This window comes from Jeongeupia sp. USM3 (assembly GCF_001808185.1).
Classification (GTDB): domain Bacteria; phylum Pseudomonadota; class Gammaproteobacteria; order Burkholderiales; family Chitinibacteraceae; genus Jeongeupia.
Genome location: NZ_CP017668.1, coordinates 3,385,775 through 3,402,008 on the forward strand (window position 1 = coordinate 3,385,775; position 16,234 = coordinate 3,402,008).

Consider the following 16,234-nt stretch of genomic DNA (forward strand, 5'->3'; position numbering starts at 1 on the left):
ATTTTACCGCGGACGGGGTTTACTTGCCGAAGTACTTTTTATAGATCTTGTCGTAGCTGCCGTCTGCCTTGATCGCCGCCAAACCCTTGTTGATCTGTACCAGCAGCGCCTTGTTGCCCTTCTTGACCGCAAAGCCGTAGTACTCCTTGGCAAAGCTCGTATCGTCGATCACCTTGAGCTTGTCGCCCTTGTTGTTGGTGATGAAGTTGACGACGACGCCGTTGTCGGCAACGACGGCGTCGACCCCGCCGTTCTGCAGCTCCTTCAGCGCCAGCGGCGTCGATTCGAAACGCCGGATGTTCGGATTGGTCTTGCCGACGAGCTTCTGCACGATCTCGTCGCCGGTGGTGCCGGTCTGCACGCCGATCTTCCTGTTCTTCAGGTCGGTGAACCGCGCGACCTTGCTGCCCGGGCCGACCGCGATCAGCTGCTTGGCCTCGAAATACGGATCGGAAAAGTCCATCGTCATCCTGCGCTCGGGCGTGATCGTCACCGCCGAGGCGACGATGTCGCGGTCGCCGGTCGACAGCGTGGCGAAGATGCCTTCCCACGGCGTATTGACGAACCTGACCTTGAAGCCCGCCTTGGCCGCGACGGCACTCAGCACCTCGATGTCGAAGCCGACGGCCTCCTGTTTTTCGTTCAGCGACTCGAACGGCGCATAGGCTGCATCGGTGGCGACCTGGTAGACCTTGTCGGCGGCACGGGCCGGCGTGGCCGCGAGCAGGGCGGCGGCCATCAGTCCGGCCAGTCCGGCAAGCAGGGCAGGGGCGGTCGGTTTCATTGGAGGCGTCCTTTTCTTGAATGGGCAGGGAAGCCGCTGTCGCGGCGACAAGGCTTACATGGGCCTCTTTTTTTGAGCCTAGGGCCGAGGGCAGGGACGCAGTATTGGGAGATTCCCTAGGAGCAGAGATGCATCCAGGTGATTGATTTCAAATGATTTCCGATTGTCATTTTTGTGCTTTCCTGCTGATGGTGTTTTCGTAAGAAAACAGCCATTCCGATCACGCGGACGAAAAAAAACCGCCCCGAAGGGCGGTTTTCATTCCGTCGGCATCGATCAGACGTCGCGGGTCTCGATCTGCACCAGTGGTGCGCTGTCGGTCACGACTGTTGCGTCGGCGTGACGGCGCGGCGCACGCACCGGTGCCGGCGTTTCGGCCGCGACGGTTGCAGCCTGAACGGTTTCCACTTGTTGCAACGTGGCTGCTTCGGCCTGGGCCTGGGCCTTGGGCGCATCGCTGCGGCGACGGCGGCGCGGCTTGGCCTCGACTTCGACAGCTTCCGGAGCAACGTCGTTGCGCGTCGACACCATCACCAGACCGACGGCATCCGGCGTTGCGACCGCCGCTGCAGCACGTACCGGCTCGGCAGCGGGCTCGAACGGCAGGCCGGCTTGGCTCGGGGCCACAGCCGGTTCGGCGACGGCAACAGGCTCGGCGACGGCAACAGGTTCGGCGACAACGGCCGGCTCGGCGACCGGGGTCGGTTCGGCCGGTGCCGAAACGGCTTCGGCAGCGGTTTCCGGTTCGGCAACCACTTCGGCCTCGGCAACGGTTTCCGCTGCGGGCTCGGCTGCAGCTGCGGTCGCAACGGCGGCCGGCGGTGTTTCAACGGCCGGAGCCTCGACGACGACAGGCGCAGCGACGACAGGTGCCGCGACAACAGCCGCAGCGACTTCGGTCACCGGTGCCACGGTCTCGCCAGCGTCGGCACCGCCTTCGACTTGCGATTCGGCCTGCTCGGCGCGCTCGCCACGGCTGCCGCCGCGACGGCCACGACGACGACGGCTGCGGCCTTCGCCTTCGGCCTGCACGGCCGGTGCTTCGTCGGTCGGTGCCGCGGTGATCGCTGCCATTTCGATCTCGGCCACTTCATCCTTCACCGGCGCCGGCTGTGGGGCACGCTCGCTGCGCGGTGCGCGCGGCTGGCGCGGTTCACGCTGTTCGCGCGGTTCGCGCGGTTCGCGGGCCTCGCGTTCGCTGCGGCCTTCGCCACGCTCGCCGCGTTCGCCACGCTGCTGTTCGCGTGCTTCGTTGCGCTGCTGGCGGGCGTTCAGATCTTCCTCGATCCGCGGTGCCTTGCTGCGGCGTTCACCGCGCTGCTCGTTGCGGTTGTCGTTGCGCTCGCCACGTTCACCACGACCTTCGCTGCGCTCGGTACGCTCGCCGCGTTCACCACGGCCCTCGCGACGGTCGCCGCGCTCGCCACGACGGTCGCCGCGGTCGCTGCGTTCACCGCGACGGTTGCCGCTGTTCGACTGGGCACGCTTGGCCGGCTCGGCCTGCGGTGCCGGGGTGGCAGCGGCTTCGGGCTCGCCACGGAACCAACTGATGACGCGGGTCCACAGCGACGGACCGGCGCTGACCACCGGCGCCGCTTCGGGCTGGATGGTGTCCTGCTTCGAGATCGGCGCGGGCTGCGCCGGCGTGATGCCCTTGACCGCGGCTTCCGGACGCTTGGCCTGTTCTTCCTTGGCACGGCCCGGCTGATAGCCTTCCTCGCTCGGCGCTTCGACCATCTTGTACGACGGACGCGATTCGTCGAGCAGGTTCAGGTCGTCGTGACGCAGGCGGACGATGTCGTAGTTCGGCGTTTCCAGATGCATGTTCGGGATCAGGACGACGCCGACCTTGAGGCGGGCTTCGACCGCGAACAGCTCGCTGCGCTTCTCGTTCAGCAGGAAGGTCGCGACGTCGACCGGCACCTGCGCGTGGATCGCGCCGGTATTGTCCTTCATCGCTTCTTCTTGAATGATGCGCAGGATGTGCAGCGCCGACGATTCGGTGCCGCGGATGAAACCGGTGCCGTGGCAGCGCGGGCAGGCGATGTGCGTGGTTTCTTCGAGCGACGGCTGCAGGCGCTGGCGCGACAGTTCCATCAGGCCGAAGCGGCTGATCTTGCCGGTCTGCACGCGGGCGCGGTCGTGATGCAGCGCATCGCGCAGGCGGTTCTCGACCTCGCGCTGGTTCTTCGGGTTTTCCATGTCGATGAAGTCGATGACGATCAGGCCGCCGACGTCGCGAAGACGCATCTGGCGGGCGATTTCATCGGCGGCCTCGAGGTTGGTCCGCGCTGCGGTTTCCTCGATGTCCGAACCCTTGGTTGCACGTGCCGAGTTGACGTCGATCGAGTACAGCGCCTCGGTCTTGTCGATGACGATGGCACCGCCCGACGGCAGCGAGACTTCGCGGGCGAAGGCGGTTTCGATCTGGTGCTCGATCTGGAAGCGCGAGAACAGCGGTACGTCGTCCTGGTAGAGCTTGACCCGGTTGACGTTGCCCGGCATCACATGGCTCATGAACTGGCGGGCCTGTTCGTAGATGTCGGCCTTGTCGATGAGGATTTCGCCGATCTCGGGCTGGAAGTAGTCGCGGATCGCGCGGATGACGAGGCTCGATTCCTGATAGATCAGGAAGGCGCCGTTCTGCGACGTCGCAGCGCCTTCGATCGCGTGCCACAGTTGCAGCAGGTAGTTCAGGTCCCACTGCAGCTCTTCGGCGGCGCGGCCGATCGCTGCGGTACGGGCGATCAGGCTCATGCCTTGCGGCGTTTCGAGCTGGTCCATCGCCGCGCGCAGTTCCTGGCGCTCGTCACCCTCGATACGGCGCGAAACGCCACCACCGCGCGGGTTGTTCGGCATCAGCACGAGGTAACGGCCGGCGAGGCTGATGTAGGTGGTCAGCGCTGCGCCCTTGTTGCCGCGTTCGTCCTTTTCGACCTGGACGATCAGCTCCTGGCCTTCGCGCAACTGGTCGGCGACGCGGCCGCGGCCACCGTCGTCGGACATGTACGAGCGGGCGATTTCCTTGAACGGCAGGAAGCCGTGACGATCGCAACCGTAGTCGACGAAGCAGGCTTCGAGGCTGGGTTCGATCCGGGTGATGACACCCTTGTAGATGTTCGATTTCCGTTGTTCCTTGCCAACGGTCTCGATGTCGAGGTCGATCAGCTTCTGACCGTCGACGATCGCAACGCGCAGCTCTTCGGCCTGCGTTGCGTTGAACAGCATGCGTTTCATGAGGGCTCCTGCACGCACTGACGGCAGGGACGCCCGGCTACGCCAGCCGCCCGGCTAGCGGGATGTCGCGGGACGCCAATGGGGCGTCCGGCGCATCTTGCGGAAAAGACTGTTGCGGGGCGACGGGGGGTGTTCTGGCTCCAGAATCTGACTATTTGAGGGTCAATGTCGGGGCCGGCTTGGCCGGGCTGACCGACGCCAACAGGAGGGCGCCGGCGGGAATCCGATGAGTGCGTGAATGGTATGAATCAATTACCATCGCTACTTATTTTGCGGTGAGCGAAATTAACCGCAACCCGGGACTTGGCCCCCGAAGCAGGACGTCTGGCGATGCCCGCGCGCTCACTCCGGGCCCGATATCGGGGCGGAGGGGTACAGCATGCTGTACGGCGGGAAGGGAGTCGCCGGCGTATCCGGGCGAAGGGGCAAAGAACGGGATGAAAAACGGGCCGCATTGAATGGCCGGCGCTGACCGGATGGCGTCGCAGCGATTTCGCCTGCGAGGCCTGCAAAAACGGGCAGCGTGCCAACGAGTATAAGTCAATATGTCTGAAACGAGCAAAGCGTCTGTTACATTCGTTGAGATCGGCCCCGAAGAGGCCGGACAGCGCCTCGACAACTACCTGATCCGGCGGCTCAAGGGCGTGCCGAAAAGCCACATCTACCGGATCGTCCGCGGTGGCGAGGTGCGGGTCAACAAGGGCCGGACCGACGTCACCTACCGGCTGGCCGAGGGCGACGTGCTGCGGATTCCGCCGGTGCGCGTCGCCGAGAAACCGGCGAGCACGGCGGTGCAGGCGGCCAGCGGCCAGCTCGAGCTGGAGGTCGTGTTCGAGGACGACGCGCTGATCGCGATCAACAAGCCCTCGGGCGTTGCCGTGCACGGCGGTTCGGGAATCAGCTTCGGCGTGATCGAACTGCTGCGCGCGCAGCGGCCGCAGGCGAAGTTTCTCGAACTCGTGCACCGGCTCGACCGCGATACCTCGGGTTTGCTGCTGATCGCAAAGAAGCGCTCGGCGCTGGTCAAGCTGCACGAGATGCTGCGCGACAACCACCAGATCGACAAACGCTATCTCGCGCTGGTGCAGGGCGTGTGGCCCGAGCCGCGCAGCCATGTGCGCTTCAAGCTCCTCAAGTACGAGACGCCCGACGGCGAGCGCCGGGTGAAGAAGTCGGCCGACGGCCTGACATCGCACACCGTCGTCAACCGCAAGGCGAAGTTCGCCGATGCGTCCTTGCTCGAGTGCGAACTCAAGACCGGCCGGACCCACCAGATCCGCGTGCACCTGGCCGAAAGCGGCCATCCGATCCTCGGCGACGACAAGTACGGCGATCCGGCGCTGAACCGGGTCTTGCCGCGGGACGGGCTCAAGCGCATGTTCCTGCACGCGTGGCGGCTGACGTTGAGTCATCCGCTGACCAGCGAAAAACTGATCCTGGAGGCACCGCTGCCCAGGGAGTTGCAAACCTATCTGGATACCCTTGTGCCATGAACCGACGTTTCGATCTCCTGGTGTTCGACTGGGACGGCACGCTGATGGATTCGACCGGGACCATCGCCCGGTCGATCCAGGCGGCATTTGCCGACGTGGGGCTCGAGAGCCCGAGCGACAAGGATGCGCGCTACGTGATCGGCTACGGCCTGAACGAGGCGATGCAGCATCTGGCGCCCGGCGTCGATGAAGCGATGATCCGCCGCATCGTCGATGCCTACCGGCACCACTACCTGTCCGGCGACCATGCGCTGCTGCTGTACGACGGCGTGCGCGAAGGGCTCGATGCCTTTGCCGCCGCCGGTTTCGAGATGGCCGTCGCGACCGGCAAGTCGCGGGTCGGACTCGACCGGGTGCTGGCGTCGACCGGACTCGACCGTTATTTCGTTGCGACGCGTACCGCCGACGAGACGTTCTCCAAGCCGCATCCGGCGATGCTCGAGCAACTGCTCGACGTCACGTTTACGCCGGCCGACCGCGCGGTGATGATCGGCGACACGACGCACGACCTGCAGCTGGCGAGCAACGCCGCTTGCGCCAGCCTCGGGATGAGCTACGGCGCACATCCGGTCGACGCTTTGCGCGACTGCGCGCCGCTGGCGATCTTCGACGACTTTCCGTCGCTGACGCGCTGGGTGCTCGCCCATGGCTGATCCGGTCGCCGGGCCGGCTTGCGGACCGGTCTGCACGAGCGCCGATCTCGTCGACGGCGGGCTGGGCGTCCGCTTCAGCATCGGGCGGGACGATGCGACGCGGCCGGCGTTCGCCATCCGCCACGGCGGCAAGGTCTATGCCTACGAAAACGCCTGCGCGCACATCCCGGTCGAGCTCGACTACCGCGATGGTGAATTCTTCGATCTTTCAAGGCGCTATCTTGTCTGCGCCACCCACGGCGCCTACTATGCGCCAGAGACCGGCGTCTGCCTTGGCGGACCCTGCGCCGGGCGCAGACTGACCGCAATTGCCGTCGTCGAACGCGACGGTGCGGTCTGGCCGGCCGAGTAATCCGACAACTAGGACTTCAGCAATGCAAGAACCGTGGGAGCGCCAGGCGCTGACCGATCTGCTGCACGCCGGCATCAAGGAGCAGCGCAGCGCGCGGCGCTGGGGCATTTTCTTCAAGCTGCTCGGTTTTGCCATGCTGCTGCTGGTGCTCGCCGCGATGTTCGGCTGGTTCGGCTCGAAGGAGCTCGACAGCGTCTCGAACGGCCCGCACACGGCGCTGGTCCGGCTTGACGGTACGATCGCGGCCGGTGACGAGGGCGATGTCGGCCCGGTGATCGAAGGCCTCAAGGCCGCATTCGACGATCGCAACACCAAGGCCGTCGTGCTCGAGGTCAACAGCCCCGGCGGCAGCCCGGTGCAGGCCGGCCAGCTCAACGACGTGATGCGCGACCTGCGCAAGCAGCATCCGAAGGTGCCGCTGTACGTCGTCGTCGACGACATCTGCGCGTCGGGCTGCTATTACGCCGCGGTCGCCGCCGACAGGATCTTCGTCGACAAGGCATCGATCGTCGGGTCGATCGGCGTGCTGATGGACGGTTTCGGCTTCACCGGGGTCATGGACAAGGTCGGCGTCGAGCGTCGTCTCGTCACCGCCGGCGCGAACAAGGGGTTCATGGATCCGTTCTCGCCGATGAAGGCCGAACAGCGCGGCAAGGCGCAGGCGATGGTCGACGAAATCCATCAGCAGTTCATCGACGCGGTCAAGGCCGGCCGTGGCAAGAAGCTGGCGCTCGACAACCCGGACCTGTTCTCCGGGCTGGTGTGGAGCGGTGCAACCGGCATCAGGCTCGGCCTTGCCGATGCGCTCGGTTCGGTCGACAGCGTTGCCCGCGACGTGGTCAAGGCCGACGAGGTCGTCGATTTCACCGCCCAGCCGAGCTATATCGACCGCTTTGCCAAACGCGTCGGCGTCAGCGCCGCCGCGCATCTGGGTACGCAGCTGTTCGGCTACTCGGTCCGGTAAGTCATGGCACGACGCAGGCACGACGAGGAACACGAAAGCCACGAACGCTGGCTGGTGTCCTACGCGGACTTCATCACGCTGCTGTTCGCGTTCTTCGTGGTGATGTACGCGATCTCGTCGGTCAACGAGGGCAAGTACCGGGTGCTGTCGGATTCGCTGGTCAGCGCGTTCCGCAGCCAGGCACCGTCGAGCCTCAGCGTCATCCAGCTGCCGAACCAGGCGCAGGCCGGGACGCCGCAGCGGATTGCCGCGTCGGCGGTGACCCGGGCGCCCGAGCTCGAGGCGCAGGCGAGGAAGATGCGCGGCATGGCCGGCGACATCCGCGGCGCGCTGGGCCCGCTGATCGAGCAGGGCAAGGTGCGGGTGACGCAGTCCAAGCGCGGCATTGCCGTCGAAATCAGCGACAGCGTGCTGTTCGACCTCGCCCGCGCCGAGCTGCAGCCGGCGTCGGTAACGATGCTCAGGACGGTTGCCGAACTGGTCAGGAACACCGACAACCTGATCCAGATCGAAGGCCATACCGACGACCAGCCGATCCGCTCGACGCAGTTTCCGTCGAACTGGGAGCTGTCGGCGGCGCGCGCGGCCAGCGTGGTCCGGCTGTTTGCCGACAACGGCGTCGAACCGAAGCGGATGGTTGCGATCGGTTATGCCGAATTCCGCCCGGTCGAGCCGAACGGCAGTGTCGACGGCCGCGCCCGCAACCGCAGGGTGACGCTCAACATCCTTGCCGACAACAAGGACGAGGTTGCCATCCTGCCGACCGAGGTGCCGCGCCCGGCAGGGCAGTGACCCGTCCGGCGCTTAGAGCCCGTCCACAGTAGGCGAGCGAGCCAAAGCAGTTTGGCCCCGCCCGGAGCGCAGAAACCGCAGTGTACGTGTTGGTACACGAGGACGCCCCGAAGGAAGCACCCTTGGGGTGTGAGGAGCACCGGACGGGGCCAAAATGCAAAGGCGCAGCCGCCTAATGGGATGGGGTCTTAGAACTTGCCCCAGGGCTTGACCTTGCCGGCCGCGTCGACCGCAACGACGTCGATCGTGCCCGGCGTGTACGGCCCCATGCCCGGGCTGTTCGCCGGCATGCCCGGTGCCGAGATCGCCTTGACGTTCTTCGGCTGCTGTTTCAGCAGCTTGTCGATCGCGGCGACCGGCACATGGCCTTCGATCGCGTACTTGCCGACGACCAGCGTATGGCACGACGGCGCCGCGGCGGTGCCGTAGCGCGTCTTGATCGCCGACATGTCGTTGCTTTCGATCTGCCTGATCTGCCATCCCTGCTGTTCGAGGTAGCGCGCGTGCTCGCCGCAGCAGCCGCAGCCCGGTGACTTGTACAGCGTGGCCTGCGGGCCGGCCCAGGCAGCGGTCGACAGCGCGAACAGTGTTGCGGTGGCGAGGTGTTGGAAAGCGGGTTTCATGGCGGTACTCCTTGGGCCGCCCCTCGGGGCGGCGCGGTGGACGTTATTTCAGTTTGACTTCGGCGTGCATGCCGGCCTGGTAGTGGCCGGGCAGATGGCAGGCCAGCACGATGTCGCCGGTGACGGCTTTGTTGAACTTCCAGATCAGTGTCTTGCTTTGCCCGGGCGCGAGCGACACCGTGCCCGGCTCGTCGTGGTGCTGCATGCCGGGCATCTGCTGCATCATTTCGGCATGCGCCTTCTGGCTTGCCGCGTCGCCGATCGCGAATTCGTGCTCGACCTGGCCCGGGTTGCTGATGACGAAACGGATCGTTTCGCCTTTGCTGATCGTGCCGATCGCCGGCGACATGTCGAACTTCATCGTGTCGAGTGTACGGACCTTGATCGTCCGGCTGACGTCGGCGGCGCGGCCGGGTTCGCCGAAGCTGGCGTGGCTGCCGTCAGCGAAGGCGGTCGGTGCGAGCAGTGCGACGGCCATCGTGAATGACGAGATGGTTTTCATGGGTATTTGTTCCGGGTTCGATTGGCGCACGCAGGGTCTGGCGAACGGCACGCTGCGGGCGCACGTGATTGGACATGGACGTGTGGCCGCGGCGCGGCCGGGGGCGATCCTGCCGGGAACGGGCAGGATGCGGCGATCTCAGCGTCTGGGCGGCTTGCGCGCCGGATCGGCGTCGATGTCGGCAGGCTGGCGGGGAATTGCGGCAACGAGGACCGGCGCCAGCGTCGGCGTGGTCATTGTCTGGTGCAGGTCGGCGACCGGCGGGACGCAGGCGGCGCAATGGGCGTCGTCGCAGCTGGCGTGCGCAGGGTGGGCGTCGGGCGAGGCGTGATGGCCATCGGCCCGGTGGGCCGGGGCGGTGACCGCCGCCGGCGCATGCATCGACGCGGCGGCCGCGTACAGCGGCTGCCACGGCAGCAGGCACATCAGCGCCAGCGCGAACCAGCGACGGACGAGGGCGAATCGGGTTGACATACCCCTCCAGTGTATAAGGGCATGTCGCGTTCTGGCAAATGGGCCGGCGCGCGTGCGGCCGTTCACCGAGCGGTCAAGGTCGCTGCACTATACTTGCCGGTCCAGCACAATCCGCACCGCGCATGTCCGCCACCCTCCGTTCCCATCCCGACGTCCTGATCCGCACCACGCGGCTGCTTTACCGCAATGCGGTGATCGGCCAGGCGATGAGCATGCTGATCGGATCGCTGCTGTGCTACGGGCTGCGTGCGTCGCTGCCGGTGGGCGAGCTGCTCGGCTGGCTGCTGCCGGCGCTGTCGTTCGCGCTGGTGCGGATCGGGCTGGCGCGCGCCTACGCACGCGCACCGGCCGACTTTGCCCACGCGCTGATCTGGCGCCGCCGCTACCTGATCGGCACGGCGATCGTTGCGCTGTGGTGGGGCGGCGGGGCGCTGGCCTTCATGTTCGGCATGCCGCCGGCGCCGCGGCTGATCGTTTCGCTGGTGATCTGCGGCATGGTTGCCGGCGCGGTACCCATCCTGTCGCCAGTGCTGCCGGCGCTGCGTTTCTATGCGGTGATGCTGGTGCTGCCGGTGACGCTGACCGCGCTGGCCGGCGGCGAACCGTACGATCCGCTGATCGCGGCGATGTCGCTGCTCTTCCTCTATACGGTGCTGCGCAGTGCCGGCTATTTCAACGAGATGCTGTCCGAGGCGATCGAACTCGAGATCGAGAAGGGGCGGCTGGCCGACGACCTCAAGGTCGCCACCGCCGAGGCCCAGGCCGCCAGCCGTGCCAAGAGCGAGTTCCTCGCCAATATCAGCCACGAGATCCGCACGCCGATGAACGGCATCGTCGGCATGGCGCAATTGCTGTCGCAGCAGCCGCTCGACGACGCCAGCCGCGAGCAGGTGACGGTGATCAGCTCGTCGACCGATGCGCTGCTGACGCTGGTCAACGACGTGCTCGACCTCTCGAGGATCGAGGCCGGCCACTTCAACCTGGCACCGGTGCCGTTCTCGCCGCAGGAGCTGGTCGAGTCGCTGGCACGGATGTTCGGCCCGCAGGCGCAGCTGCGCGGGCTGACGCTGCACTGGCCGGATGCCGCACTGGCCGACGCGCTGTACGGCGATCCGGTGCGGCTGAAACAGATTTTCGTCAACCTGATCGGCAATGCGCTCAAGTTCACGCCGCAGGGCGCGATCACCGTGCGGCTGACGCTGACACCGCGCGAGGCCGACGTGGTCGAGTTGCACGCCAGCGTTGCCGATACCGGGATCGGTGTGCCGCCCGAACAGATCGGCCGGATCTTCGAAGCGTTCTCGCAGGCCGACAGCTCGATTTCGCGCCAGTACGGCGGCACCGGGCTCGGCCTGTCGATCTCGCGCCGGCTGGTGCGGATGATGCAGGGCGAACTGTGGGTCGACGCCAACCCCGGCGGCGGCAGCGTCTTCCATTTCACCGCGATGCTGCTGACGTGCGAGGCGAGCGCGCTGCCGAGCCGGCCGCCGGCGGCCCGGCCGCTGGTCGTGCTGGTGGCCGAGGACAATCCGGTGAACCGGCTGGTCGCCGAGCGGCTGCTCGAGGCGCAGGGCCACTCGGTCCGGCTGGCCCACAACGGCCAGCAGGCGATCGAGGCCGCCCGCGCCGGCGGCATCGACCTGATCCTGATGGACCTGCAGATGCCCGAGCTCGACGGGCTGAGCGCGACGCGGCTGATCCGCAGTGCCGAGGCGCTGACCGGCCGGGCGCGACTGCCGATCGTCGCGCTGTCGGCCAACGGCATCGCCGAGGAAAAGACCGCGTGCCTCCTGGCCGGGATGGACGATTTCCTCGAAAAACCGCTGCAGCAGGAGGCGCTGGCGCGGCTGCTGTCGCGCGTCTCGGCCGGCGAGTACGCGGGGCGCTGACGGCAGACAAGCCGCAGCCCATCGTGTACATTCGGTAACCGTTCTGATCCTTCACGGGGCCTTGCCCCGCCTACATGGACCCTGCGCTTAGTCAGTTCCTCATGCTCGCCGGCGCGCTGCTGCTGGTGCTGCTCAACGGCTTCTTCGTCGCCGCCGAATTCAGTCTCGTCAAACTGCGCCCGACCCGGGTCAAGGCCATCGCCAAGGCCGTCGGATTCCGCGGCCGCATGCTCGCCCGGGTCCACCTCGATCTCGACGCCTACCTGTCCGCCTGCCAGCTCGGCATCACGCTCGCGTCGCTGGGGCTGGGCTGGGTCGGCGAACCGGTGTTCGCCGCGCTGCTGGCGCCGGTGTTCGCCTGGCTTGGCGTCGGCAATCCGGCGCTGGTCCATACGGTGTCGTTCGTCTTCGCATTCAGCGCGATTTCCTACCTGCACATCGTCGTTGGCGAGCTGGCGCCGAAGTCGATGGCGATCCGGATGGCCGAAAAGGTCGGCCTGTGGACCGCCGCACCGCTGTTCGCGTTCTACTGGGCCATGTACCCGGCGATCTGGCTGCTCAACCACAGTGCGTTCTGGGTGCTCAGGCTGTTGCGCCTCGACGTCGGCCACGGCCACGACAGCCATTATTCGGCCGAAGAACTCAAGCTGATCCTGCGCACGAGCAGCCGCGATGCGGTCGACCGCGATGCGCTGCGCGTGCTCGCGCATTCGCTCGACTTCGGCAAGCTCACCGTCGCCGACTTGATGCGGCCGTTTTCCGAGGCGGTGACGCTGCGCTTCGACGATCCGTGGGCCAGGCAGCTCGCCACGATCCGTGCCCACCGCTTCAGCCGCTATCCGGTCGTCGGCGACGACGACCACGTGCTCGGCATGGTCCATGTCAAGGATCTGCTGCTGCTGAGCAACGAAGAGGACGAGCCGGATCTCGATGCCCATCTGCGTCCGGCACTGCGCGTCAACGAGGACATGCCGGCCGAAGAGCTGCTGCGGCGCTTTCGCGGTGGCGCGGTGCACTTCGCGGTCATCGGCGCCAAGGGCGAGGCGCCGTACGGCTTCATCACGCTCGACAACCTGCTCGGCGTGCTGGTCGGCGAAATCCGCGACGAGTTCCGCCAGACGCACAACGACTGGCTCTGGCTCGACGACGGCAGCCTGATCGGCAAGGGCTCGCTGCCGCTGTTCACGCTGTCGCGCGCGCTCGGCATCGACGTCGACAGCCCCGAGGTCGAATCGGTCGGCGGGCTGATCCAGGAAAAGCTCGGCCGCCTGCCCGAGGAAGGCGAGCGCCTGTCGTTCGACGGCTTCGACGTCGTGGTCAAGCGCATGCACGGGCCGCGCATCGTCAGCGTGCGGGTGATGCCGGATCGATAGCGCGGTGCTCGCCCCGCCAGGATTACGGCTATGCTGAGCCGTACCTGACGGAGGATGACCATGCAGTTCAAATACCCGAAAATCGCCATCCTGGCCTTGCTGCTGACGGGGTGCGCCAGCCAGTCTCCGCGTGCGACGCTCCAGCCGGACAAGCAGGCTTGCGGGGCCCTGCAGGGCTGGCAGCTCGCAGCAAAGGACATCGGCCTGCCGACCAGCGGCGCCAGGGTCGACAGTGCGGACTGGCAGGCCATCCCGGGCGAGCAGGGCGAGTTCTGCCGGATACAGGGGCAGGTGCTGCCGGTCGACCCGGCCGCGCCGGCCATCCTTTTCGACCTGGGCCTGCCGGCGGCGTGGAACGGCAAGTCGCTGCATCTGGGCGGCGGCGGCTACAACGGCACCGTGATCGTCGCAACCGGCAACGTACCGGCGCCGCCGCTCGATACGCCGTCGCCGCTGGCGCGCGGCTACGCGGTGTTCGGCAGCGACAGCGGCCATGAGGCCGCACCGCCGTACTCCGACGCCTCGGCGACGCGCTCGCTCGACGGCCGCTTCATGCAGAACGACGAGGCGCTGCGCAACTTCGCCGGCGACGCGCTGAAGAAAACCCGCGACACCGCGACGGCGCTGCAGCTTGCGTTCTATGGCAAGGCACCGGCGCAGCGCTATTTCGCCGGCGGCTCGACCGGCGGGCGCGAGGCGCTCGCCGTCGTGCAGCGCTGGCCCGACGATTACGACGGTGCGATCTCGGCCTACCCGGCGTGGAACGCGGCAACGCTCGACCTCGCTTTCGGGCGCATCGCCCGGGCGCTGGCACGCCCCGGCGCCTATCTCGATCCGGCCGCGCAGGGCATGCTGTACCAGGCCCAGATCGACGCATGCGATGCCGACGACGGCGTGCGCGACGGCCTGATCAGCCGGCCCGAGGCCTGCCGCTTCACGCCGATCAAGCTACGTTGCGCAAAGGGCAAGACCACGCAATGCCTGACCGATGCGCAGATCGCCGCAGTGACGACGATGGCCACACCGCTCACGCTGCGCTATCCGGTCGCGAGCGGCGAGAAGGGCTATCCGGGTTTCAACGTCCTCAGTGGCGCCGACCTGCGCGGCTTTCTCGGCTGGAACACGGAGGCGCCGACCAGCCCGGGCCGGTTCGGCCAGCCGTACCTGTCGCAATTCTGGGACCAGTGGGTGCGGTATGCGGTGACGCGCGACCCGGCCTACGATGCGCTGGCGCTCGACCCGGCGCAGCCCGGGCCGTGGACGGCGAGGATCAGTGCGCTGACCGGGATTCAGGATGTCAACAGGACCGACCTGAGCCGCTTTGCCGGACGCGGCGGCAAGCTGATCGTATTGCATGGCGCGGCCGATGCGCTGGTCAGCACCCGGGCGACGATCGACTACATGGGCCGGGTGCGGGCGACGATGGGCGACGATGCAACGACGGCGTTCTCGCGCTTTTACGTGGTCCCCGGCTACGGCCATGTCGCTGGCGCGTTCATGGCGTCGTGGGATTCGCTGGCGGCGCTCGATCGCTGGGTCGTCGACGGCGTGGCGCCGGCACGGCAGGTCGTCGCCGACGCCAATGTCGCAACGAAGGGCCGGACCCGGCCGCTGTGCGAGCATCCGGCATGGCCGCGTTACCGCGGTGGCGACGTCGGCGCCGCGGCCAGCTTCGAGTGCGTCGTGACGCGCTGATCAGTCGTGCATGACACCGGCGCGCGTGCCGCGCCGGTAGCGTGCGGTGATGAACACCATCATCGCCGCGACGAACAGGCCGAAGCCGAGCACGATGACCGTCATCGGCGGCAGCCCGCCGTTGCCGAACTGCTTGACCAGCAGTGCGGACGCATCGGCCGGCAGCGGCGTGCTCAGGTACTTCACCAGCAGTGCGTGCACGCCGACCATGACGAGGATGCCGAGGTTCTCGTTGAAGTTCTGCACGGCGATCGAATGCCCGGCGCCCATCAGCAGATAGCCGCGGTGCTGCAGGATCGCGTTCAGCGGCACGACGAAGAAGCCCGACAGCGCGCCGACGATGAACATCAGCGTCGCGGCGAGGGTGCCGTCGTAGACCAGCAGCATGCTCATCACCAGCAGGCCCATCGCAATCCCCGCCGGCAGCACCGAGAACGCGCGCTTGAGCGGGATGAAACGGCCGGCGATCACCGCACCGAACGCGGTGCCGAACGCGACCGTGGCGATTAGCATCGTCGCTTTTTCCATGCTGTAGGCGAGCCAGATCACCGCCCAGTTGAGCACGACGAGCCGCATCGTCGCACCGGCGCCCCAGAACAGCGTCGTCACCGCCAGCGACAGCTGGCCCTGCGGATCGAGCCATAGCCGCTTGGCACAGGCGTAGAACTCGCGCGTCAGCCGCAGCGGGTCCCAGCTCAGCGGTTTGAGCTGGACGTTGAGCCGCGGGATATGGCTGTTGAGCCAGGCCGCGCCAAGGTAGATCAGCACGATCACGCCGATGGCAAACTCGGCCGTGCCGATCTGCCACGGCAGGGTCTCCAGCCAGTGGCCGACCTGGGCGCCGGTCAGCACGCCGCCGAGCACCGTACCGAAGATGATCGCCGCGACCGTTGCGCCTTCGAGCCAGCCGTTCGCTTCGACAAGCTTCTCGTGCGGCAGGTATTCGGTGACCAGCCCGTACTTGGCCGGGCTGTACGCTGCGGCGCCGAAGCCGACGACGGTGTAGGCGAGGATGGGCGGCAGCCCGACGAGCATGCCGACGCCGCCGATCAGCTTGATGCCGTTGCAGATCATCATCGCGCGGCCCTTGTGCATCGAGTCGGCGAACGAGCCGGCGAACGGCGCGAGCACGACGTAGGACACCGTAAAGCACCACAGTAGCATCGACAGATGCCATTCGGGCGCCAGATGCTCCCTGAGCAGCGCCAGCGCGGCGATGAACAGCGCGTTGTCGGCCAGTGCGGAAAGGAACTGCGCGCCGAGAATCAGGAAAAAACCACGGTCCATGCGGGTATCGCGCGTAGGCTGGGAACGTCGCGTTTATAACACGTTTGCCTTGCCGCCCAGTGTACGGGGCGCAAGAAGCGGCGTTTTCATGCGCCGCCGGACAAGGGCGCGGCCGG

Annotated in this window: 14 protein-coding genes; 8 read left to right on the forward strand and 6 right to left on the reverse strand. The window is 66.9% G+C overall.

The annotated features are described in order from the left end of the window. Positions 1-19: 19 nt before the first annotated feature. Positions 20-784, reverse strand: coding sequence for a basic amino acid ABC transporter substrate-binding protein (locus BJP62_RS16005; RefSeq protein WP_070531226.1), 765 nt, complete (start codon positions 782-784; stop codon positions 20-22). A 276-nt stretch (positions 785-1,060) separates the two neighbouring features. Continuing rightward, the gene (locus tag BJP62_RS16010; protein ID WP_083300968.1) at positions 1,061-4,021 is read right to left on the reverse strand and encodes an Rne/Rng family ribonuclease; all 2,961 of its coding nucleotides are present in this window, start codon (positions 4,019-4,021) and stop codon (positions 1,061-1,063) included. A gap of 545 nt (positions 4,022-4,566) precedes the next feature. Here BJP62_RS16010 and BJP62_RS16015 point away from each other — a divergent pair. Genes BJP62_RS16015 through motD form a run of 5 tightly spaced genes read left to right on the forward strand, consistent with a single transcriptional unit; the run spans position 4,567 to position 8,275 of the window. Further along, positions 4,567-5,514 carry an RluA family pseudouridine synthase gene (locus tag BJP62_RS16015; protein WP_070531230.1) on the forward strand — a complete coding sequence of 316 codons (948 nt, stop codon included), beginning with the start codon at positions 4,567-4,569 and terminating at the stop codon, positions 5,512-5,514. Further along, complete coding sequence (locus tag BJP62_RS16020; RefSeq protein WP_070531233.1) at positions 5,511-6,167, forward strand: HAD-IA family hydrolase; 657 nt, start codon at positions 5,511-5,513, stop codon at positions 6,165-6,167. Before BJP62_RS16015 ends, BJP62_RS16020 begins: the two co-directional genes overlap by 4 nt. Next, on the forward strand, positions 6,160-6,519 hold the full coding sequence (locus BJP62_RS16025; RefSeq protein ID WP_070531241.1) for a Rieske 2Fe-2S domain-containing protein: 360 nt from the start codon (positions 6,160-6,162) through the stop codon (positions 6,517-6,519). Before BJP62_RS16020 ends, BJP62_RS16025 begins: the two co-directional genes overlap by 8 nt. Before the next feature lie 22 nt (positions 6,520-6,541). After that, a complete protein-coding gene (locus tag BJP62_RS16030; protein WP_070531245.1) occupies positions 6,542-7,483 on the forward strand; it encodes a S49 family peptidase in 942 nt (313 codons plus the stop codon). A 3-nt stretch (positions 7,484-7,486) separates the two neighbouring features. Then, positions 7,487-8,275, forward strand: coding sequence for a flagellar motor protein MotD (motD, locus tag BJP62_RS16035; protein ID WP_070531248.1), 789 nt, complete (start codon positions 7,487-7,489; stop codon positions 8,273-8,275). 188 nt (positions 8,276-8,463) lie between these two features. Here the strand turns inward: motD and BJP62_RS16040 are convergent, their stop codons facing one another. The 3 genes from BJP62_RS16040 to BJP62_RS16050 form a co-directional block, all read right to left on the reverse strand. Then, positions 8,464-8,898 (reverse strand): DUF411 domain-containing protein, encoded by a 435-nt coding sequence (locus BJP62_RS16040; protein WP_070531250.1) that lies wholly within the window; start codon positions 8,896-8,898, stop codon positions 8,464-8,466. Between the two features lie 43 nt (positions 8,899-8,941). After that, entirely contained in the window at positions 8,942-9,400 is a 459-nt protein-coding gene (locus BJP62_RS16045; RefSeq protein WP_070531252.1) for a cupredoxin family protein, read from the reverse strand. 138 nt (positions 9,401-9,538) lie between these two features. Beyond that, a complete protein-coding gene (locus BJP62_RS16050) occupies positions 9,539-9,874 on the reverse strand; it encodes a hypothetical protein (RefSeq protein ID WP_070531254.1) in 336 nt (111 codons plus the stop codon). A gap of 122 nt (positions 9,875-9,996) precedes the next feature. Here BJP62_RS16050 and BJP62_RS16055 point away from each other — a divergent pair, with 122 nt between their 5' ends. The 3 genes from BJP62_RS16055 to BJP62_RS16065 all read left to right on the forward strand — a co-directional run bounded on the left by BJP62_RS16055 (position 9,997) and on the right by BJP62_RS16065 (position 14,831). Further along, positions 9,997-11,763 carry an ATP-binding protein gene (locus BJP62_RS16055; RefSeq protein ID WP_070531257.1) on the forward strand — a complete coding sequence of 589 codons (1,767 nt, stop codon included), beginning with the start codon at positions 9,997-9,999 and terminating at the stop codon, positions 11,761-11,763. A 74-nt stretch (positions 11,764-11,837) separates the two neighbouring features. Continuing rightward, positions 11,838-13,136 (forward strand): hemolysin family protein, encoded by a 1,299-nt coding sequence (locus BJP62_RS16060; protein WP_070531259.1) that lies wholly within the window; start codon positions 11,838-11,840, stop codon positions 13,134-13,136. Positions 13,137-13,196: 60 nt separating this feature from the next. Further along, entirely contained in the window at positions 13,197-14,831 is a 1,635-nt protein-coding gene (locus BJP62_RS16065; RefSeq protein ID WP_070532854.1) for a tannase/feruloyl esterase family alpha/beta hydrolase, read from the forward strand. Here BJP62_RS16065 and lplT read toward each other — a convergent pair whose 3' ends face one another. After that, on the reverse strand, positions 14,832-16,118 hold the full coding sequence (lplT, locus tag BJP62_RS16070; protein WP_070531262.1) for a lysophospholipid transporter LplT: 1,287 nt from the start codon (positions 16,116-16,118) through the stop codon (positions 14,832-14,834). Positions 16,119-16,234: the final 116 nt, after the last annotated feature.